17 protein-coding genes are annotated in these 20,367 nt (G+C 72.7%); 8 read left to right on the forward strand and 9 right to left on the reverse strand.

Translation table 11 applies throughout. The features are described from left to right. The 4 genes from efeO to OOK38_RS21580 form a co-directional block, all read right to left on the reverse strand. Positions 1–1,149, reverse strand: a complete 1,149-nt coding sequence (efeO, locus tag OOK38_RS21565; protein ID WP_266758102.1) for an iron uptake system protein EfeO — start codon at positions 1,147–1,149, stop codon at positions 1–3. A gap of 190 nt (positions 1,150–1,339) precedes the next feature. After that, on the reverse strand, positions 1,340–2,161 hold the full coding sequence (locus OOK38_RS21570; protein ID WP_266765653.1) for a heme ABC transporter ATP-binding protein: 822 nt from the start codon (positions 2,159–2,161) through the stop codon (positions 1,340–1,342). 59 nt (positions 2,162–2,220) lie between these two features. Next, a complete protein-coding gene (locus tag OOK38_RS21575) occupies positions 2,221–3,228 on the reverse strand; it encodes an iron ABC transporter permease (protein ID WP_266765652.1) in 1,008 nt (335 codons plus the stop codon). Positions 3,229–3,335: 107 nt separating this feature from the next. Further along, complete coding sequence (locus tag OOK38_RS21580) at positions 3,336–4,352, reverse strand: hemin ABC transporter substrate-binding protein (RefSeq protein ID WP_266758101.1); 1,017 nt, start codon at positions 4,350–4,352, stop codon at positions 3,336–3,338. Between the two features lie 110 nt (positions 4,353–4,462). Here OOK38_RS21580 and OOK38_RS21585 point away from each other — a divergent pair, with 110 nt between their 5' ends. From OOK38_RS21585 to OOK38_RS21595, 3 genes are all read left to right on the forward strand, one after another. Beyond that, positions 4,463–6,103 (forward strand): HtaA domain-containing protein, encoded by a 1,641-nt coding sequence (locus OOK38_RS21585; RefSeq protein WP_266848687.1) that lies wholly within the window; start codon positions 4,463–4,465, stop codon positions 6,101–6,103. Positions 6,104–6,163: 60 nt separating this feature from the next. After that, complete coding sequence (locus OOK38_RS21590) at positions 6,164–7,687, forward strand: HtaA domain-containing protein (RefSeq protein WP_266758098.1); 1,524 nt, start codon at positions 6,164–6,166, stop codon at positions 7,685–7,687. A gap of 125 nt (positions 7,688–7,812) precedes the next feature. Beyond that, complete coding sequence (locus OOK38_RS21595; RefSeq protein WP_266758096.1) at positions 7,813–8,457, forward strand: PhzF family phenazine biosynthesis protein; 645 nt, start codon at positions 7,813–7,815, stop codon at positions 8,455–8,457. Positions 8,458–8,842: 385 nt separating this feature from the next. On the opposite strand, the gene OOK38_RS21600 is transcribed toward OOK38_RS21595, so the two are convergent. Both OOK38_RS21600 and map read right to left on the reverse strand, forming a co-directional pair. Continuing rightward, positions 8,843–9,520 carry a heme oxygenase (biliverdin-producing) gene (locus OOK38_RS21600; RefSeq protein ID WP_266765651.1) on the reverse strand — a complete coding sequence of 226 codons (678 nt, stop codon included), beginning with the start codon at positions 9,518–9,520 and terminating at the stop codon, positions 8,843–8,845. Positions 9,521–9,743: 223 nt separating this feature from the next. Further along, positions 9,744–10,601 (reverse strand): type I methionyl aminopeptidase, encoded by an 858-nt coding sequence (map, locus tag OOK38_RS21605; RefSeq protein ID WP_266758094.1) that lies wholly within the window; start codon positions 10,599–10,601, stop codon positions 9,744–9,746. Positions 10,602–10,659: 58 nt separating this feature from the next. Between map and OOK38_RS21610 the strand changes: the two genes are divergently transcribed. Continuing rightward, positions 10,660–10,896, forward strand: coding sequence for a hypothetical protein (locus OOK38_RS21610; protein ID WP_266758093.1), 237 nt, complete (start codon positions 10,660–10,662; stop codon positions 10,894–10,896). Between the two features lie 178 nt (positions 10,897–11,074). Here the strand turns inward: OOK38_RS21610 and OOK38_RS21615 are convergent, their stop codons facing one another. Both OOK38_RS21615 and OOK38_RS21620 read right to left on the reverse strand, forming a co-directional pair. Then, positions 11,075–12,391, reverse strand: coding sequence for an MFS transporter (locus tag OOK38_RS21615; protein ID WP_266758091.1), 1,317 nt, complete (start codon positions 12,389–12,391; stop codon positions 11,075–11,077). Positions 12,392–12,527: 136 nt separating this feature from the next. Continuing rightward, positions 12,528–13,130: a hypothetical protein gene (locus tag OOK38_RS21620; RefSeq protein WP_266758089.1), complete on the reverse strand. Its 603-nt coding sequence runs from the start codon at positions 13,128–13,130 to the stop codon at positions 12,528–12,530. Between the two features lie 185 nt (positions 13,131–13,315). Between OOK38_RS21620 and OOK38_RS21625 the strand changes: the two genes are divergently transcribed. The 3 genes from OOK38_RS21625 to OOK38_RS21635 all read left to right on the forward strand — a co-directional run bounded on the left by OOK38_RS21625 (position 13,316) and on the right by OOK38_RS21635 (position 15,411). Next, positions 13,316–14,422: an exo-alpha-sialidase gene (locus OOK38_RS21625; protein WP_266765650.1), complete on the forward strand. Its 1,107-nt coding sequence runs from the start codon at positions 13,316–13,318 to the stop codon at positions 14,420–14,422. Positions 14,423–14,490: 68 nt separating this feature from the next. Beyond that, positions 14,491–15,195, forward strand: a complete 705-nt coding sequence (npdG, locus tag OOK38_RS21630; RefSeq protein ID WP_266758087.1) for an NADPH-dependent F420 reductase — start codon at positions 14,491–14,493, stop codon at positions 15,193–15,195. Positions 15,196–15,249: 54 nt separating this feature from the next. Beyond that, positions 15,250–15,411, forward strand: coding sequence for a hypothetical protein (locus OOK38_RS21635; RefSeq protein ID WP_266758085.1), 162 nt, complete (start codon positions 15,250–15,252; stop codon positions 15,409–15,411). 59 nt (positions 15,412–15,470) lie between these two features. Here the strand turns inward: OOK38_RS21635 and OOK38_RS21640 are convergent, their stop codons facing one another. Next, complete coding sequence (locus tag OOK38_RS21640) at positions 15,471–16,268, reverse strand: site-2 protease family protein (RefSeq protein WP_266758083.1); 798 nt, start codon at positions 16,266–16,268, stop codon at positions 15,471–15,473. 475 nt (positions 16,269–16,743) lie between these two features. On the opposite strand from OOK38_RS21640, the gene OOK38_RS21645 reads away from it, so the two are divergent. Then, a complete protein-coding gene (locus tag OOK38_RS21645) occupies positions 16,744–20,322 on the forward strand; it encodes a BTAD domain-containing putative transcriptional regulator (RefSeq protein ID WP_266765649.1) in 3,579 nt (1,192 codons plus the stop codon). Positions 20,323–20,367 lie beyond the last annotated feature (45 nt).

A 20,367-nucleotide genomic window follows, 5' to 3' on the forward strand; every position in this document is an offset into this window, starting at 1 on the left:
CTACTTCACGACGGCGGCGGCGAGCTTGGACAGGGGCTCGGCGAGCGCGTTGACCGCGTCCTGGAGCTCCTTGCGGTCGGCCTTGCCGACCTTGTCGTACGAGGTGAAGTCGTACGAGGTCTTGTCCGTGCGGTACTTGTCGAGCAGCGTGTTCAGTGCGGCGAACTGCTTGTCGAGCTCCGTCGCCAGCGCGGCGTCGTTCTCCGCGGCGACCGGCTTGAGCAGCTCGTACGCCTTCTGCGCGCCCTCGACGTTGCCCTTGAAGTCGCTCAGGTCGGTGTGCGAGTAGCGGTCCTCCTCGCCGGTGACCTTGCCGCTGGCGACCTCGTCCAGCAGCTCCTTGGCGCCGTTGGCCATGGAGGTCGGGGTGATCTCGGCCTTGCCGACCCGCTTCTGCCAGTCGGTCAGGTCCGTGACCAGCAGACCGGCGAGCTCCTTCTCGCGGTCACCGATCTTCTTGTCCTGCCAGAGGGACTTCTCCAGGCGGTGCCAGCCGGTCCAGTCCGTGGCCGGGTCCTGGCCCTCCTCCAGGCCGTCCTCGCGGACGTCGACCTTCGGGTCGATGTCACCGAAGGACTCGGCGACCGGCTCGGTGCGCTCCCAGCCCAGACGCGAGGAGGCGAACTCCTTCTTCGCGGCCTCGATGTCACCGGCCTTGACGGCCTTGGCGAACGCCTCGGCCTTCGGCAGCGTGGCGTCGGCCTGCTCCTGCGCGTACTCGCGGTACGCGGCGACGGCCTTGTCCAGACGCGGGTCGCGCTTGGCGACCTTGCCGCCGGTGACGGTGAGCTTCTGGCGGACGCCGTGGCCCTTCATGCCCGGACGGCAGGCGATCTCGTACGAGCCGGCCTTCACCTCGGCGGTCAGCGTGTACTTGGTGCCGGGGCCGATGTTCTCCTTCTCGGAGACGATCCGGTCGTCGGGGAACACGATCTCGACCTCGGTGGCCTTCGACCCCTTGTTCTCGATCTTCAGCGTGACCTGGCCGGCCGGAACGGTCTTGACGGAGGTCTCGCACTTCGAGTCCGCGGCGGTCACCTGGATCGCGTCGCCGTTCTTCGCGTCGCTCTTCTCGGTGCAACCCGTGACGGCGGCCAGAGCGGCCGCGGTGGCGGCAGCGGTGACAACAGAGAGTCGGACGGCTCGCATTCAGGCTCCAAGAGAAGTTCGGACAAACCGTACGGTGGGGCCCGTTCGGCATGGTGAGGCTGGCCTAACTTATCTGAGGCTTCCCTCACTGATACCCGGCCGTGCAGTGATTCAGCTCTCACAGATGGCGCACAGGAACGGCTTGATCACGGTGACTCAAACCGGACCCCATGAAAAGGTCAAGGGATGGTCAAGCGTCCCGTTTCGGGGTGATCAGGGCGGCGCCGGTCCTGGGGTGCGGCAACACCTCGACCGGCTGCCGGTAGACGTCGGTCAGAAGCCCGTCGGTGAAGACCTCCGCCGGCCGGCCGTGGGCCGCGACACGACCGGCGCACAGAATCGCGACCCGGTGCGCGTACGCCGCCGCGAGCCCGAGGTCGTGCAACACCACGACCACCGCGTCCCCGGCGTGCGCCCTTTCCCGGCACACCCGCAGCACCAACTCCTGGTGCCGCAGGTCGAGGGCGGCGGTCGGTTCGTCGAGCAGCAGCAGCGGCGCGCGCTGCGCGAGCACCCGGGCGAGCGCGACCCGCGCGCGCTCCCCGCCGCTGAGCGCGGCGAACGAGCGGGGCGCGAAGGCGGTGACCTCGGTGGCCGCCATGGCGGCGGCGACCGCCGCGTCGTCGTCCCGCGGAGCGCGGGCCCAGGGCGCCCGCCCCATCCGGACGACCTCCTCGACCGTGAACGGGAAGGAGAGCGACGCCGACTGGGGGAGAACGGCCCGGCGCAGGGCGAGTTCGGCCGCGGTCCACTGCGCCGCCGGGCGCCCGTGCAGACGGACGACCCCTTCCGTGGCGGGCAGATCGGCCGCCAGCGCGGACAGGAGGGTTGATTTTCCCGCCCCGTTGGGCCCGACCAGCGCGAGCACCTCGCCGGCACGGGCGGCGACGTCGACACCGCGCAGCACCTCGTGGGCGCCGAGCCGGACATGGAGACCCTCGGCCGCGGCGAGCACGTCGCCGGGGGCGGCCGGGGGAGGCGGTGCGTGCCGCGCCGTACCGGAGAGCCGCAGGCTCCTGGCCGTGCGCGGGAACCTCAGGAGCGTGCGCCCGGTGTCGCTTCGAAGGGATCTCACGCCCAGCCTCCTTGCTTGCGGCGGGTCCTGCGCAGCAGCCAGAGGAAGAACGGGCTGCCCAGCAGGGCGGTGAGGACGCCGAGGGGAAGCTCGGCGGGCTGCGCGATCGTCCGGGCGGCGAGGTCGGCCGCGAGCAGCACGGCGGCGCCGCCGAGCGCGCTGCCCGGGATCAGGAAGCGATGGCCGGGCCCGGCGGCCATGCGCAGCAGGTGCGGTACGACGAGACCGATGAAGCCGATGATCCCGGAGACGCTGACGGCCGCCGCGGTGAGCAGAGCGATGACGAGCACGAGGACGATCCGCAACCGCTCGACGTCGACGCCCAGATGCCGGGCGGGGCGTTCACCGAGGGCCAGCAGGTCGAGTCTGCGGGCGTACAGCGGCGCCACGGACAGGCCGATCGCGGCGCAGGGCAGCACCGCGAGGACCTTCGGCCAGGTCGCCTGGGCCAGCGACCCGAGCTGCCAGAAGGTGATCTGGCTGACGGCCGCCGAGTCCGCGAAGAACAGGAACAGACCGATCAGCGCGCCCGTGAAGGCGTTCAGGGCGATCCCGGTGAGGATCAGCGTGACGACTTCGGTACGGCCGCCCGAGCGTGACATCGCGTAGACGAGCAGGACGGCCGCCAGGCCCGTGACGAAGGCGACGGCCGGAACCGTGAAGGTGCCGAGGAAGTCGAGGCCGAGCGCGATGGCGGCGACCGCGCCGACCGCCGCGCCCGACGAGACGCCGATGACGCCGGGTTCGGCCAGCGGATTGCCGAACACGCCCTGCATCAGGGCGCCCGCGCAGCCCAGCGAGCCGCCGATGAGCAGCGCGAGCACGATCCGCGGGAAGCGCACGTCCCACAGGACCGACTCCGGGACCCGGTCCAGCGCGGAGCCCCCGAGACCGGTCCGGTGCGCGACCGAGGCGAGCACGTCCCCGGTGGGGATCGGGTACGCGCCGAGCCCCGCGGCCACGGGGATCAGGACGAGCAGGGCGGCGAGCAGTCCGGCGGTCAGGAGCCAGGGAGCCCCGCGCGACCGCTTCCGCGCGGGAGGGGCGGCGGTCTCCTCGGCGGCCGGTTCGGCGGTCCTCCCGGAGGCCGCTTCCGTGGTCCCGGCGGCGGTCACCGGGCTTCCCCGTACAACTGACGTACCAGCGAGCTCAGTACCTGGTCCGTGCGCGGCCCGTAGTTCAGGAGCACCCCGTCCTCGACGGACACCACCCGGCGCTTCATGCCGGCGGGAGTCTGTGCGACTCCAGGGATCCGGACGAGCCCGTCCACGCCGCCGACGGACTCCAGGCCCTTGGACATCACGAGGATGGCGTCGGGCGCGGCCTGGGCGAGCGACTCGGTGGTGATGGCGGTGAAGTCCTTCCCGAGGCCCGACTCGGCACCCGCGTCGACCGCTCCGGCCGCTTCCAGCAGTGAGGTCGCGCCCGAGCCCCGGCCGCCGATGAGATAGACGGAGGCGGAGCCGCGGAGGTAGAGGAAGGCGACGCGCGGGTGATCCGCGTGGGCCGGAACCGCCTTGCGCACGGCGGCGATCCGGTCCCGCGACCGCTGTGCCAGCCGCTTCCCGGCCGCGGGCACGCCGAGGGCGTCGGCCACCGTCCGGATGCGCGGGCCCACGTCGTCGAGGCTTCGCGCCGGGTCGACGACGAGGACGGGGACACCGGCGTCGCGGATCTGCTCCATGGCCTCGTCGGGCCCGGTCGTCGTCTCGGCGAGGACGAGGTCGGGTTCGAGGGAGAGCACGCTCTCGGCGGAGACGTCGTGGTTGCGGGTGACGACCGGGAGCTTCTTCGCCTGGTCGAAGGTGGCGGTGATGTCGCGGGCGACGACCCGGTCGCCGAGCCCGAGCGTGAAGACGATCTCGCTGAGGCCGCCGGACAGGGAAACGATCCGGTCGGCCTTCTCGACGGTGGTCCTCACACCGCCGGACGACCGCACCGTGACCGGGAGCCGGGGTGTCCCGGGGGATCGCAGGGGTTCGACACGGTTGCCGCCGGCCGTTCCGGTTGTTCCGGCCGCCCCGGTGGCCGCCGACGGCGCGGAGTCGGCGGAGCCCCCGCATCCGGTCAGGGCGAGGGCGAGCGCGGACAGCAGTGCCCCCGCCAGTCGTGTGCGCAAGCGTTGCACTGTCCCGTCAGTCCTCTCGGTCCTCTTCCAGCACGTCCGGACGATAGTTTAGGTTAGCCTTACCTAAGTCGCTACCGCCTCTTCAGGCTCCCGGAATCCGGAGGACACCCATGCCCGCGCGATCGAGGGCCTTGGCCGCCGCGGTCTGCGCGGCCGTGCTGGGCGCTCTGCTCACCGCCACGGCCGCACACGCCGCGAACCGCACCGTGCAGGGCGGCCGGCTCGACTGGGGCATCAAATCGTCCTTCCAGAGCTACGTCACCGGGCCCATCGCGAAGGGGAGTTACTCCCTCACCGCGGGCGCGGCCACGGTCGGCGCGAGCCAGTTCCGCTTCCACTCGGCCACCGGCTCCTACGACGGCGACACGGGCGCCTTCGCCGCGTCCTACTCCGGCGGGGTCCACTTCGTCGGACACCGTCAGAGCGGCGGCGCCTACGAGCTCGACATGACGATCAGCCGTCCCACCGTCCGCCTCTCCGGCGGTGGCGGCACGCTCTACGTCGACATCACCAGCAAGGCGAAGGGCACCGGGGCGGTCACGACGTCCCCACAGGTGCCCTTCGCCGCCCTCTCGCTCGGCGGTATCGACATGAAGGGCGGCGGCACCGCCGTCCGGCTCGACAACCTTCCCGCCACGCTCACTTCACAGGGCGCCAAGTCCTTCGCCGGGTACTACACGGCGGGCACGGCACTCGATCCGGTGAGCCTGGAGGCGGACGTCCGGGCCGCGGCCTCGCCCCGGCCGTCGAGCACACCCACCGCCGCGCCGGCCAAGTCCCCGGCGAAGAAGACGACATCGGGGGCGATCGAGCACGGCGCCGTCGACTGGGGTGTGCGCCGCACCTTCCGCGAGTACGTCACCGGGTCCGTCGCCGACGGGAAGTGGACGCTGAGCGGCGGGGCCCGGGACGGCGGTGCGCTCTTCCGGTTCCCCGCGGGCGAGGGCACGTACGACAGGAAGAAGCGCGCCCTGACCGCCGCCTTCGAGGGAGCCCTGCGCTTCACCGGCCGTCAGGGGCTCGACCTCCGGCTGAGCGGCCTGCGGGTCACCGTCGCCGCCGGCAAGGGCACGCTCTACGCCGATGTGGCGAGCGCGGAGCTCACGGGGAAGAAGGTCCCGCTCGTGACCTTCGCGGCCCAGGGCATGACGTCGAAGGACGGCCTGCTCCAGCTCACCGAAGCACGGAGCGAGTTGACCGCCCGTGGCGCCAAGGCGTTCGGCGGTGTGTACCGGGCCGGCACGGAGATGGACCCCTTGACGCTCTCCATCGCCCTCACGGACGACGCGCGGCTCCCCGCCCTGCCCGACCTGGGTGACTCCGTGTCCGCTTCACCCGCGCCACGGACCTCGCGGACGGCCGGGGCCGAGAAGGCCGCCGCCGGACCGAAGACCGAGAACACCGCGAACGGCGGATCCCTCGGGGCATCCGTCCTGCCGGTCGGCCTCGCCGCGGGGGCCCTGCTCGCGGCGGCCGCCGCCTTCGTGGCCGTCCGCGGACGCCGTACGCGCTCCGCACAGGCGCACACGCCGGGCTCGGCGGCGACGGACTCGGGCTCGGCGGCGACGGACTCGGGCTCGACCGTGCCGGACTCGGGCTCGACCGTGCCGGGCACGGACGCCGACTCCGGTCCCGCATCCGCGCCCCCGTCCGCGCCCCCGTCCGCGCCCCCGTCCCCGCCCCCGTCCTCGCCCCCATCCACGTTCCCATCCCCGTCCACGTCCGTGCCCCCATCCGTGGACAAGGACTGACCCCCATCGATTCCTGCGCCCCCCGGCGCAGGACACCCACCCCTGAGGAGACCCACCACCATGGCCGCCAATCGCCGCCGCCCCCTCGCACTCGCCGCCGCCGTGGCGGTCGCCCTGGGGGCCGGTGCCCTCGCCGTGACCAGCGCGTCGGCCGCCGAAGCCCCGCTCAAGGACTACGAGTTGACCTGGGGCATCAAGCAGTCCTACCGCTCGTACGTGACCGGGATGGCGGCCGGTTCCTTCACCCCCGCCGACGGGGCGACGCAGGCGGCCGGCAACGGCGCCTTCACGTTTGCCGGCGGCAGCGGTACGTACGACTCCGACACCCACGCCGTACGGCTCGGCTTCGCGGGCAGCCTGAAGATCGCCTCCAAGCTGCACGGCTTCGAACTCACCCTGTCGGACGTCAGATTCGACAGCGGGGCGGCGGAGATCACCGCCGATGTGACGAGCGGTGGCACGACGCAGGACGACGTCCCGCTCGCCGATGTCACCGTGACCCGCACGATGGCCGGCATGGAGACCAAGCTGACCAAGGAGGCGGCGACGGTCCTCGGCAGCGCGAGCTACGAAGGCGCCGCGGGCGATCCGCTGACGGTGGTGCAGAAGCCGGCCGCCACGCCGTCGCCGACCGCGACCCCGACCGCGACGGACTCCACGTCCCCGGAGCCGTCGTCGTCGTCCTCGACCTCGGCCTCCGCGTCGCCCACGTCGTCGTCCTCGTCCTCGTCCTCCGCGTCGCCTTCGTCCTCGTCCTCGTCCTCGGCTTCGGAGAGCGCGAGCCCGAGTGCCTCGGCCTCCGAGACCCGCGTCGCCACGCGGGGCGAGATCGTCGACGGCACGCTCGGCTGGGGAGTGAAGCAGTCCTTCCGCACGTATGTCGTGGACGGTGCCGCCCAGGGGAAGATCGCCGCCACCGGCGGCGCGACGCAGGCCGCCGGCAACGGCGTCTTCACCTTCACGGACGCCACCGGCACCTATGACAACGACGCCGACACTCTCTCGGCCTCCTTCGAGGGCGCGGTGAACTTCAAGGGCCACGAGGCGAACGGCAGTTACGGACTCGACCTCACCCTCAGCGGCCTCACGGTGGAACTCGACGGCGGCTCCGGCGAGTTGACCGCCGACGTCGACAGCCTCGGCGAGACCTCCGAGGATGTCGTCCTGGCCGACCTGAGCGCGGACGCGGCCGACCTGGCGGCGCGGGACGACGTGGTCACCCTCGACGACGTGACCGCCACGCTGACCAAGGCCGGTGCGAAGGCGTTCGGCGGCTTCTACGCCGAGGGCGCCGCGCTCGACCCGGTCGACCTGTCGGTCGCGCTGAGCGAGGACGCGCAGCTGCCGGACGGGAACGGCGGGTCGGGTTCGGGTTCGGGTTCTGGTGCGGGTGGCTCCGGCGGTTCATCGGGCACCACCACCGGCGGCGTGGGGACGACCGGGTCCACGACGGGCGGTGTGAGCGGTGCGCTCGCCTCCACCGGTTCGCAGCTGCCGGCCGGCGCGCTGGGAGCCGCGGCCGCGGTGACCGTCGCGGCGGGCGCCGGCGTGGTGTTCGCGATGCGCAGGCGGCGTACGCAGTAGTCCGCCGGAGACCCGGCCGCCCATCCCTGACACCGCTCTCCACGAACACGGGGAGCTGCCGGGGGCGGGCGGCCCCATGAGGTGACCGCTGTTCGTGCAGGCCGGGGTGATGTTTGAATGCCGGAGTGACTGACTACGACGTGCTGCGGGTCTTCTGCGGACCAGGCGGCGGGTATGGCAATGAACTCGGTGTCGTACGCGAGGGCTCGGTGATGCCGGACCGCGCGGAGCGGCAGGAGTTCGCCGCGAAGCTGGGCTTCAGCGAGACGGTGTTCGTCGACGACCCCGAGCGCGGGGTCATCGACATCTACACCCCGACGCTGCGGCTGCCGTTCGCGGGGCACCCGTGCGTCGGGGTGGGCTGGCTGCTCGACGTGCCCGAACTGGTCACGCCCGCCGGTGCGGTGGGGGTCCGGCTGGACGGCGAGTTCAGCTGGATCGAGGCGCGGGCCGAGTGGGCGCCGCCGCGGACGCTCCGGCGGTACGCGTCCGCCGCCGAGGTCGACGCGCTGGAGGTGCCGCCGTCGGGGGAGTGGATCTACGCCTGGGCCTGGGAGGACGAGGCCGGCGGCAGGGTGCGGGCCCGCGCCTTCCCCGGCCGGAACGACGGCATCGAGGAGGACGAGGCCACCGGAGCGGCGGCGCTGCTGCTGACCCAGCAACTGGGCCGCGCCCTCAACATCACCCAGGGCAGCGGCTCCCAGCTCCTCACGGCCCCCCAGCCGAACGACTGGGTCGAAGTGGGCGGCCGGGTCCACCTGGAACGCTGAGACCCGTCGCACTACGGGCCCCACCAGGGACGCGACCAACGGCGCGCCCGACCCGCACCGGCCCGCGGCCGTGCACGCGGGGTGGTTTCCCGGGGGAGGGATCGGGTTCGTACGGGGCGGACTACGGGCCCCGTCAGGGGCGCGGGGAACGGCGCGACGAGCCCCCACCGGCCCGCGGTCGTGTATGCCGGGTGGTTTCCGCGGGGAGGGATCGGAGCAGCGTGGGGCGGGCTAGGGGCCCCGTCAGGGGCGCGGGGAACGGCGCGACCAGCCCCCACCGGCCCGCGGCCGTGAACCCCACGTGATTCCCCGGAGCGATCCGGGACCCGGGACTCGGAATCCGGGATCCGGGCCAGGGGCGAACCCCGGGCCCGGGAACGGATGATCACGCGGTCAGCGGGAACTCCTCACCGAGGGCCCGGAACACCCCGGTGTTCAGGGCGAACGCCCGCTTGCACTCCGTCACGATCCGCTGCTTCTCCAGATCGTCGGCCGGGACCCCGTCCAGCAGTTCGCGGTAACTCCGCTTGAACGCGGCCGGGTTGGAGATGTCCTCGAAGACGTAGAAGCGGACTCCGTCCCCCTTGCGGCTGAAGCCCCAGGTCTGCTCCGCCTTGCCGCGGATGATCTGGCCGCCGGAGAGGTCGCCCAGGTACCGGGTGTAGTGGTGGGCGACATAGCCGCCCGGCCACTCCCGGGCGCACCGCGCGACACGGTCCGCGTACGCACGGGTCGCGGGCAGCGCGGTGAGCGTCTCGCGCCAGTCGGGGCCCCGGAGATGGGCCAGGTCGCGCTCGAGAGCGGTGCGCCGCAGCAGCTCGGGCCGCAGGAACGGCCCGGCCACCGGGTCGGTCGCCAGCCGCTCGACGTCCGCCTCCAGCGCCTCGTACACGAACCACAGCTGCTCGGTGTAGCGCGCGTACGCCTCGACGCCGAGCCGGCCGCCGAGCAGGTCGCTCATGAACGTCGAGGTCTCCGCCTCGGTGTGCTGCTCGTGCGACGCGGTACGGATGAGCGTCGAGAAGGGTGTGCTCGCCGTGCTCGTGGTGTCCGGCGTGCTCATCGTGGCCGACGTGTCCGACGCGTTCATGGGGCCTCCGGAGCCGCTGAGGAAGGGCGAGAGCTGTTGCAAGGTCATGCGCATCTTCTATGGTTAGGCTTACCTAAGTCAACAGCCTTCCCGACATCCTGTCGGTAAAACGGTACCCCGATTCCCGGTCGCTTCCACATGAGAAAGCCCGCCCTGTGGACAGGGCGGGCTCAGACGGCTCGGGAACTCCGGACGGCTACGGCAGGGTGAGGATCTCCGCACCGCTCTCGGTGACGACGAGGGTGTGCTCGAACTGCGCCGTACGCTTCCGGTCCTTCGTCACGACGGTCCACCCGTCGTCCCACATGTCGTACTCGTGCGTGCCGAGCGTGAGCATGGGCTCGATGGTGAAGGTCATCCCGGGCTGGATGACGGTGGTCGCGTGCGGGCTGTCGTAGTGCGGGACGATCAGCCCGGAGTGGAACGACGAGTTGATTCCGTGCCCGGTGAAGTCCCGGACGACCCCGTATCCGAACCGCTTCGCGTACGACTCGATGACGCGCCCGATGATGTTGATCTGACGGCCCGGCCTGACGGCCTTGATCGCGCGGTCGAGGGACTCACGGGTCCGCTCGACGAGCAGCCGCGACTCCTCGTCGACGGCGCCGACCAGGTAGGTCGCGTTGTTGTCACCGTGCACGCCGCCGATGTACGCCGTCACGTCGAGGTTGACGATGTCGCCGTCGCGCAGGACCGTGGAGTCCGGGATGCCGTGGCAGATGACCTCGTTGACCGAGGTGCACAGCGACTTGGGGAAGCCGCGGTAGCCGAGGGTCGACGGGTAGGCGCCGTGGTCGCACATGTAGGCGTGGGCCACCCGGTCCAGCTCATTGGTCGTCACACCCGGCGCGATGAGCTTCGCGGCCTCGGCCATCGCCTGCGCGGCGATCCGCCCGGCGATCCGCATCGCCTCGATCGTCTCGGGCGTCTGCACCTCCGGTCCGGTGTACGGCGTGGGGGCGGGCTTTCCCACGTACTCGGGACGCCTGATGTTTCCCGGCACGGGAAGGGTGGGAGAGAGCTCCCCTGGTACGAGCAGCGACTGGCCAGACATGGCAGCGAGTCTAACCAGCGGGCATGGGGGAACATGTCCCTGGCGAAAGGAGCTGGTGATGGCCCTGTTCAAGAAGCGGACGGTCGGCAAGCCCGGCGAGTGGTACTACTGCCTGGAGCACAAGAAGGTCGAGGAAGGCCCCGAGTGCCCGGCCAAGGACCGCTTCGGCCCGTACACCACCCGTGCGGAGGCCGAACACGCGATGGACCTCGCGCGGGAGCGGAACCTCGAGTGGGAGACGGACCCGAAGTGGCACGACGCCACGGGCAAGGCGCCGGGCTCCGAGGACGACTGAGACACCGGGCCCTGGACCGAGGACCGAGGACCGAGGACCGAGGGCTGCGGAGACGCCGGGCCTCCTGACCCTGCCCTTGGCCTGCTCGGTCCTGGCCCGCTCTGTCTTGGCCTGAGCCTTCTTGTCCGCGGGGCGGTCGTGGGCGACCCGGGCCCGGCGAGCGGCCGCACGCGTCCCCTCAGGAAGCGGTCACCGGGGGCGCGGGCGGGAAGTCCTCCGCCCGTGCGGACCGCATCCGCAGCGCGTGCTCGTTCGTGCGGTCGTCGTACGACATCAGCTTCGGCAGGCCGACGGCGAGCAGCCCCACCGCCCCGACGCAGAGCGCGCCGCCGGCCCAGACCGAGGTCCGTACGCCCGCCCACGCGGCCATGCCACCGGCGCGGACCTGGCCGAGCTGGGGCCCGACGGAGTACGACAGCAGCTCGATCCCGGCGAGCCGTCCGCGCAGCTCGTCCGGGATCGTCTGGTTCCAGATGGCGGCGCGGAAGATTCCGCTGACCATGTCGCAGCAGCCGCCGAGAACGAGGCAGAGCAGCACCAGCCAGACGTTGTGCGCCACACCCGCGCCGGCCATCGCCAGCCCCCAGCACGCCGCCGCGAGCGCCACCATCCGCCCGTGCCGGTGTACGTGCGAGGTCCACCCGCTGGTGAGGCTGACGAGCAGCGAGCCGGCCGGAATCGCCGCGTACATCAGCCCCAGCGACCACGCGGCGTCCAGCTCGTCCGCGAGGAACGGCAGCACCGCGAGCGGCATCGCGAAGAACATCGCCGCGAGGTCGATGGCGTAGGTGCCCAGGAGTTCCTTGCGGCTCCACGCGTAGCGCGCGCCCTCGGCGATGGACCGCAGCGACGGTCTCGCCGCCTCGTGCGAGGCCGGCGACGGGGCGATCCCCGCGATCATGGCCACCGAGACGGCGAAGGTCACCAGGTCGACGGCGTAGGCCCAGCCCAGTCCGGCGTACGCCACGACGACGCCCGCCAGCGCCGGGCCGGCGACGCCGCCCACCGTCCAGCGCAGCGAGTTGAGCGCGCCCGCGGCCGTCAGATGCTCGTGGGCCACGATCCGCGGGGTGAGGGCGTCCATCGCGGGGCGCTGGACCGCGCCGAGGGCGGCGGAGAGCGCGGCGACCACGTAGAGGGGCCAGACCGCGGGGTGCGGCAGTGTCGCGTCGACGAGCAGGACGGCGCACAGCACGCCCTGCCCGGCCTCCGTCCAGATGATCAGCTTCCGCTTGTCCAGGGCATCGGCGAGCGCCCCGCCGTACAGCCCGAAGACGACCATCGGGATCAGTTCCACGGCGCCGATCGCACCGACCGCCGCCGCCGAACCGGTGAGCGTCTTCATCTGCACCGGCAGCGCGACGAACGTCAGGAAGCTCCCGAAGTTGGTGACGAGCCCCGCCACCCACAGCCGCCGGAAGTCGGCGGAGGTCCGCCAGGGCGCGAGATCGGGCAGCAGCGCACGCAGCGGGGAAGAGGGAACGTCATCACTCACGACGGGCCATGCTCGGCGGAGCGAGGACGCGGGGCAACTGCTTTACGGCGTCGGCCACGGACCGGGATACGTCCCCGGCCCCCGACGGCGAGCACGGGTTACCGGCCGCCGCCGGGGGTGCCGGAGCCGGCTTCCGCTACCACCGGTACGACGGTGGGGCCGTCAACTGGTCCGCGAAGCGGGACAGCCGGTCGCGGAAGCGGCGTCGCCCCCGGGGTGAGGGCAGCGCGTTCTCCCCGGCCGCCGCGCTGACCAGATGCTGCACGGTGTCGAGATCGAGCTCGGGGTCCGGCGGCACGGCGAGCGACTCGTGGGCCAGCGCCGGCAGCTCGCCGTCTCCCCGGGACAGGGCCAGCACCGTCGCACCGGCCCGCCGGGCGTCGTGCACCCGCTCCAGCAGCGGGGCCCCGGGCGCGTCCGGCGCCACCACGAGCAGTGTCTCGCCGCGCCGGGCCGCCTCGATCCGTCCGAGCCCCACCGCCAGGTGAGCCGGATCGGACTCCCGCGCCCCGTGCCGCACCAGCGTCGGCGACAGCTCCGGCGTCCCCGACCACGCCGCCTCGTCCACGAGATGCGCCGCGAGGTGCCAGGGCTCGTACTCCTCCGAGCCGACCAGCAGCAGCCCGCCGCCGTACGACACCACGGATCCCCGCAGCGTTCCCCCGAACCGCCGCGTCGCACCCAGCCATTCGGTCCCGGCAAGCACTTCGCGCAGCAGCGCGACCCGTACGGCATCCATGGCCGCATCCTCCCGCAACCTGCCACTCGTGACCCGGAGTTCACCACGAATTCGCCCAAGTTGGGCAGAAGTCCGCACCACTGACCCCACGAGCAACCACAGGAGGGAGCCCGACCATGACGGAGTCGAGCGCCGAGCCCAGCACCGGTACGGGCCCCGGGACGAACACCGGCATGAGCACCGGCATGAGCACCGGCACGAGTGCGGACGCGGCGGCGAGTGGCGGGGTGAGCGTTCCCTTCCGTGCCGGGCGCGAGGGCTACGCGAGCTTCCGGATCCCCGCCGTCGTCGCCACCGGAACCGGCACCCTGCTGGCCTTCTGCGAGGGCAGAGTCGGTTCCGCGCACGACCACGGCAACATCGACATCGTGCTCAAACGGTCCGCGGACGGCGGCCGTACCTGGGGCCCGCTCCAGGCCGTGGCCAAGAACGGCGTCAACCTCGCCGGGAACCCCGCGCCCGTCGTCCTCGACACGGGCCGCGTCCTGCTCGTCCACGTCCGCAGCGCGGCCTCCGCAACCGAGGACGCCCTGCTGCGCGGCAAGGTGAAGGTGGCCGACGGGCGGCGCGTATGGGTGCAGCACAGCGACGACGACGGGCTCACCTGGTCGGCCCCGAAGGAGATCACCGGGCAGGTGAAGAAGGCCGGTTGGCGCTGGTACGCCACCACGCCCGGGCACGCCGTCCAGCTCGCCTCCGGCCGGGTGCTGGTCCCCGGCAACCACACCCTGCCGCCCACGGGCACGGACAACGGCACCGAGGCGAAGTACAACAGCGGCCACTGCCTGCTCAGCGACGACCGCGGCGCGACCTGGTACCTCGGCTACCTGGACGAGAACACCAACGGCTACGTCAACGTCAACGAGACCAGCGCGGCCGAACTCCCCGACGGACGCGTCTACTTCAGCGCCCGCAACGACTCCCCGTCGCCCGGAAACCGCGCCGACGCCCACTCCCGCGACGGCGGCAGAACCCTGGTCAAGCCCTTCCGCCCGCAGGCCGGCCTCGTCACCCCCGTCGTCCAGGGCAGCCTCCTCCAGCTCCGCGACCCCGACCTGCTCCTGTACTCCGGACCCGCGGATCCGGCGTTCCGCGCCCTGATGACCATCCGTGCCTCGGCCGACGGCGGCACCACCTGGCGGTCCGCGCATACGGTGGACGGGCTGCCCGCCGCGTACTCCGATCTCGTGCGCGTCGACACCGCGACCGTCGGACTCCTCTACGAGACCGGTGACTTCGGCGCCTACGAGACGATCACCTTCCGGCGCGTCCCGGTGGCCGGGCTCGGGTGACCGCGGTCACCCGGGGAGCGCGGCCACCTGAGACCCACGGCCGCCGCGCGCGCACGTAAAGTCGGCCCATGACCTCTACTGACAGTGCACAGAAGGCCCCCGCCAAGGACCCCTGGGACCTGCCCGACGTGTCCGGGCTCGTCGTCGGCGTGCTCGGTGGCACCGGTCCGCAGGGCAAGGGCCTCGCCTACCGGCTCGCCAGGGCCGGGCAGAAGGTGATCATCGGCTCGCGCGCCGCTGACCGTGCGCGGAGCGCGGCCGAGGAGCTCGGCAACGGTGTGGAGGGAGCCGACAACGCGGAGACCGCGCGCCGCAGCGACATCGTGATCGTCGCCGTGCCGTGGGAAGGTCACGGCAAGACCCTCGAATCGCTGCGCGAGGAGCTGGCCGGAAAGCTCGTCGTCGACTGCGTGAACCCGCTCGGCTTCGACAAGAAGGGCGCGTACGCGCTGAAGCCGGAGGAGGGCAGCGCCGCCGAACAGGCCGCCGCCCTGCTGCCCGGCTCCCGGGTGACCGCGGCCTTCCACCACCTCTCCGCCGTGCTGCTCGCGGACCCGGAGATCGAGGAGATCGACACCGATGTGATGGTCCTCGGCGAGGAGCGGGCGGATGTCGAGATCGTCCAGGCCCTCGCGGGCCGCATCCCCGGTATGCGTGGCGTCTTCTCCGGCCGCCTGCGCAACGCCCACCAGGTCGAGGCCCTGGTCGCCAACCTGATCTCGGTGAACCGCCGCTACAAGGCCCACGCGGGTCTGCGGGTGACGGACGTATAGGTCGCGTGGGGGACACTGGTCGAAAGCAGTGTCCCCCCGACAGGAGCCGACCCCATGCCCCGCCTCGCTCTCTACGCCCTCGCCGTCTGTGTCCTCTCCGTGGCCGCGGCCGTCGTCTCGTTCGTCCAGGGCAGCTGGCTGGGCATCGTGTGGGTGCTGATCGCGGGCCTGTCGTCGAACATGACCTGGTACTACGCGCGGCGCGGCCGGGCGTAGCGGCCGGCCGGGAGTCCGGCCAGGTCAGGAGTCCAGGCCGGTCAGGACTTCAGGCCCGGTCAGGACTTCAGGCAGATGTCGTTGTTCTCCTGCCAGAAGCGGTAGAGCCACTGGCCGCAGTCCGCTTCACCGGGGCCGATGCCCAGGCCGCGCAGGACGGCATCGACGATGTCGAAGAACTCGCGGTTCACCGACGGGATCCACAGCACCGCGAACACCGCGAGCAGACCGAACGGCGCGAAGGGCTCGACCTGACGGCGGACGTCGTACGACAGCCAGGGCTCGATCACGCCGTAGCCGTCCAGGCCCGGGACCGGCAGGAAGTTCAGGATCGCGGCCGTGACCTGGAGCAGCGCGAGGAACGCCAGCGCGTAGCGGAAGGCGTCCGGGACGCCGTCCAGGGCGTGCAGCCAGAACGGCGCCGTGCACACGACGGCGAACAGGACGTTCGTCAGCGGGCCCGCCGCCGAGATCAGGCTGTGCTTCCAGCGGCCCTGGATGCGGTTCCGCTCGATGAAGACCGCGCCGCCCGGCAGCCCGATCCCGCCCATGATCACGAAGATCACCGGCAGCACGATGCTCAGCAGGGCGTGCGTGTACTTCAGCGGGTTCAGGGTCAGATAGCCCTTGGCGCCGATCGAGATGTCGCCGCTGTGCAGCGCGGTGCGGGCGTGCGCGTACTCGTGGAGACAGAGCGAGACGATCCAGGCGGCCGTCACGAACAGGAAGACGGCCATACCGGGCAGCTCGGCGAATCCGGTCCAGGTGGCCCAGCCGGTCACCGCCATGACAGTCACGATCCCGACGAAGACGGGACTGATCCTCCGGTCGCTGCGGCGGGTCGCGGCGGTGGTCATGGGGCTCCCTGGACTGGCTGGGCTGACACATGTGTGCTCGGGCCTGCCCGACCGTACCGGGCTCACGCCGAAAACGTCTCGCCATCGGACATTGGTTCCGGGGAGGGTGGGGGGATGGGGAGAAGACGTGTCTGGTCGCGGGCACCGCACGACGGACCCGGGGACGGAGCGGGACCCGACCCCGGCCGAGGGGTCGGGAGGACCGGTCCGCCCACCGGCGAGCGGCACGGTGCCCGGTGAGCGGCACAGTGCCCAGTGGCCCGGGACGACCGGCACGGTCCGTACGATCCACCTGGTGCACCAGGACTTCCCGGAGACCGCGCCCGGCTCACTCACCTGGGCACCGGTGCCCGCGTCGCGGTCGCCGGCGGCCGCGGACAGCGGCTCCCGAGCGGTTCGGCGACGGCCGGGCCGGTGTCCTCGCCGACCTCGAACTCCACGTACCCGACCCCCTCACCTGATGCCACCGGAGACAATGGACCCCGTGCGCTATCGCATCCTCGGTACCACCCGGGCACTCCGCCCCGACGGCACGTCCGTCCCGGTCGGCGGGGCGCGGCTGCGTGCCCTGCTGACCGTCCTCGCGCTGCGGCCCGGACGGACCGTTTCGGCCGCCGTCCTGGTCGACGAGGTGTGGGACGGCGACCCGCCCGCGGACGCGCCCGGCGCGCTGCAGGCGCTGGTCGGGCGGCTGCGCAGGGCGCTCGGGGCGGACGCGGTGGAGTCGGTGGACGGCGGCTACCGGCTGGCGGCGTCCTCCGACGACGTCGACCTGCACCGGTTCGAGCGGCTCGCGGGCGAGGGCATCCGCGCCCTCGCCGACGGAGACCCCGCCAAAGCGGCCGCCGTCCTGGAGGACGCCCTCGCCCTGTGGCACGGCCCGGCCCTGGCCGACCTCCCGGACCGCACCGCCGAGTCGGCCCGCTGGGAGACCCGGCGTCTCGACGTCCGCCGTGCCCGTCTCGGCGCGGCCCTCGCCCTCGGTCACGCCGAACAGGCCCTGCCCGAGCTCACCGCCCTCTGCGATCTGCACCCGCTCGACGAGCCGCTGCACGTCCTGCGGCTGCGCGCTCTCCGCGACGCGGGCCGGCCCGCCGAGGCCCTCGCCGCCTATGAGTCCGTACGCGCCCTCCTCGCCGACCGCCTGGGCTCGGACCCGGGTCCGGAACTGCGTTCCCTGCACGCGGAGCTTCTGGCCGGCCCCCGGGATCGGTCCGGCCCCCGGGACGGGTCCGGCGCTCGTGGCCGGACCGGGGCGCGTTCCGGCGCCGGAACACCCGCCGCCTCCGCTGCCCCCGCCTCCGTCGAAGGCGCGCTCGCCGCAGCCGCACACACCGCGGTCTCGGCCGAGGGGACCGGAACCGGCACCGGTGCAGGTGTCGGCGCAGGTGTCGGCACCGGCGCCTCAGGCACCGCAGGCGCAGGGGCCGGGCACCTGGCCCCGGACGCCGGGCATCCTGCGCCGGACGCCCCCGGCCCCACCGCTGGCGAAGCCGCCCATGCCCCGGGACCGGCGTTCACTTCCCGTATCAGCCCCGCGTCACCGCCCCCCGGCAACCTCCGGGCCCGGCTCACGTCCTTCGTGGGTCGGGAGTCCGACATCGATGCCATCCGGGGCGATCTCGCGGGGGCCCGGCTCGTGACCTTGCTCGGGCCCGGCGGGGCGGGCAAGACACGGTTGTCCCAGGAGGTGGCGGAGGCTCTGGCCCCCACCCTGCGGGACGGGGTGTGGCTGGCCGAACTGGCACCGGTGGACGACCCGAAGGCCGTGCCCGAGGCCGTGCTGACCGCGGTCGGCGCCCGCGAGACCGTGCTGCGCGGAGCGGGTGCCGAGGAGATGCGGGCCGTGGCCGAGCGGCACGACGACCCGCTCACCCGGCTCGCCGAACACTGCGCCAAGCGCCGGATGCTGATCGTCCTCGACAACTGCGAGCATGTCGTCGACGCCGCCGCGCGCCTCGCCGAGGCGCTGCTGGAACGCTGCCCGGGACTGACGGTGCTCGCCACCAGCCGTGAACCCCTCGGCGTACCGGGGGAGTTGCTGCGGCCCGTGGATCCGCTGCCGGAGCCCGTCGCACTGCGGCTCCTCGCCGACCGGGGAGCCGCCGCCCGGCCCGGCTTCCGTGTCGAGGACGACCCCGGGGCGGCGGCGGAGATCTGCCGGCGCCTCGACGGCCTTCCGCTCGCCATCGAACTCGCCGCCGCCCGGCTGCGGATGCTCACCCCGCGGCAGATCGCCGACCGGCTCGACGACCGGTTCCGGCTGCTGACCTCGGGCAGCCGCACCGTGCTGCCCCGGCAGCAGACCCTGCGCGCCGTCGTCGACTGGTCCTGGGACCTGCTCGACGAGGCCGAACGGGACGTCCTGCGGCGGCTGTCCGTCTTCGCGGGCGGCTGCGACCTCGCCGCCGCCGAGGCCGTCTGCGGCCCTGCGGCGCTGGACGTCCTCGGCTCGCTCGTCGACAAGTCCCTTGTCGTCGCGGCCCCTTCGGGCGAAGGGGAGACGCAGATGCGCTACCGGCTCCTGGAGACCGTGGCCGAGTACGCGGGGGAACGCCTCGACGAGTCCGGCGCCCGCCACGCCACCGAGCGCGCCCACCTCACGTACTACCGCGAACTCGCGCGTACCGCCGACCCCGTCCTGCGCGGCCCCGGCCAGCGTGCGGCGATCGACCTCATCGAGCGCGAGTACGAGAACCTGCGCACCGCCCTGCGGCACGCGGTGGCCGATCGCGACGAGCAGGAGGCGCTGTGCATGGTCCTCTCGCTGTCCTGGTACTGGCAGATCCGCGACCAGCGCGTCGACGCCCGCGCCTGGGCCCGTGAGGCGATGGCCCTCGGTCCCGATCCCTTCCTGCCGCCCGTGCGTCCGGCCGCCCCGCTGTACGTGCGCTGCACGGACGCCCCGCCGCCGATGCGCGCGGAAGTCCTCGAAGAGGCCCGGCGCGGTGTCCATCTCGTCCATCTCGCCTATATGGACATGGACATGGAGGCCTGGCAGACCCCGGACGCGCAGGAGAAACTCCGCACCATCGGCGCGACCTACGAGCCCGGTATGCCGCAGACCTGCCGCAACCCCGGCAACCTCTGGTTCTACGCCGTGCTGCTCACCAGCACCATGGACCGGTTCACCGAGGTGATCAACAAGACGGTCAGCACCTGCCGCGAACTCGGCTACGACTGGGAACTGGCCGCCGCCCTCCAGATGCGCGCCAACGTCCTCGCCAACCGGGCCGACCTGGCGGGTGAGGCCACGGTGGACGCCGACGAGGCCCTGGAGCTGTTCGACCGGATCGGCGACGCGTGGGGTGCCGCCGAGTCGCTCTCCGCGCGCGGTGAGGCCCATGAGCGCAAGGGCGACTACGCGGCCGCCGCGGCGGACTACGCGGCGGCCGAGAAGCACGCCGAACGGCTGGGCGCGCGGGCCCAGACGGCGGTGCTCAACGTCCGGCTCGGCAGTATGTACATCGAGTTGGGGGACGCCGAGCGGGGCGAGCGGATGATGCGCGACGTGCTGGCGGACGGGCACGGCGCCCACAACGAGGCCATGCCCGCGGCCCGGCTCTACCTCGCGACCTGGCTCGGACGCAGCGGCCGCGTGCCGGAGGCGCGCGAGCAGATACGGCTGCTCCGCCAGGACTTCACGGCCGGCTCCTTCGTCGTCTTCGACGGGTTCATGCTCGGCGTGGAAGCGTGGCTGGACGCGATCGACGGGCACAGCGAGAGGGCCCTGGACAAGGCGCGCCTGGCGATGGCGCGGTCCACCGACGCGCTGTCGCGGATGATCGCGCCGCACATGCCCTCCGCCCATCTGACCACGGCCGCCATCGCCCTCAGCGATCTGGACGGCGGTTCTCGCGCCCGCGACGCGGCCCGGCTGCTGGGCGCCGCCGACCGTCTGCTGCCGCCGGGCCATTTCGCCGGTCCCATGGAGGACGAGGTACGCCGGCGGGCCGAGGCGGGCGTGCGGGCGATGCTCGACGACGCGGCGTACGAGGCCGCGTACGCGGAGGGCGGCGGCCTCTCCGTGGAGGAGGCCACCGCCCTCATCTGAGGCGCGGACGCGAACCGGCGCGCCCCGGCCCCGGTGACGGGGCCG

Source organism: Streptomyces sp. NBC_00568, from assembly GCF_026341855.1.
Taxonomy (GTDB): Bacteria; Actinomycetota; Actinomycetes; order Streptomycetales; family Streptomycetaceae; genus Streptomyces.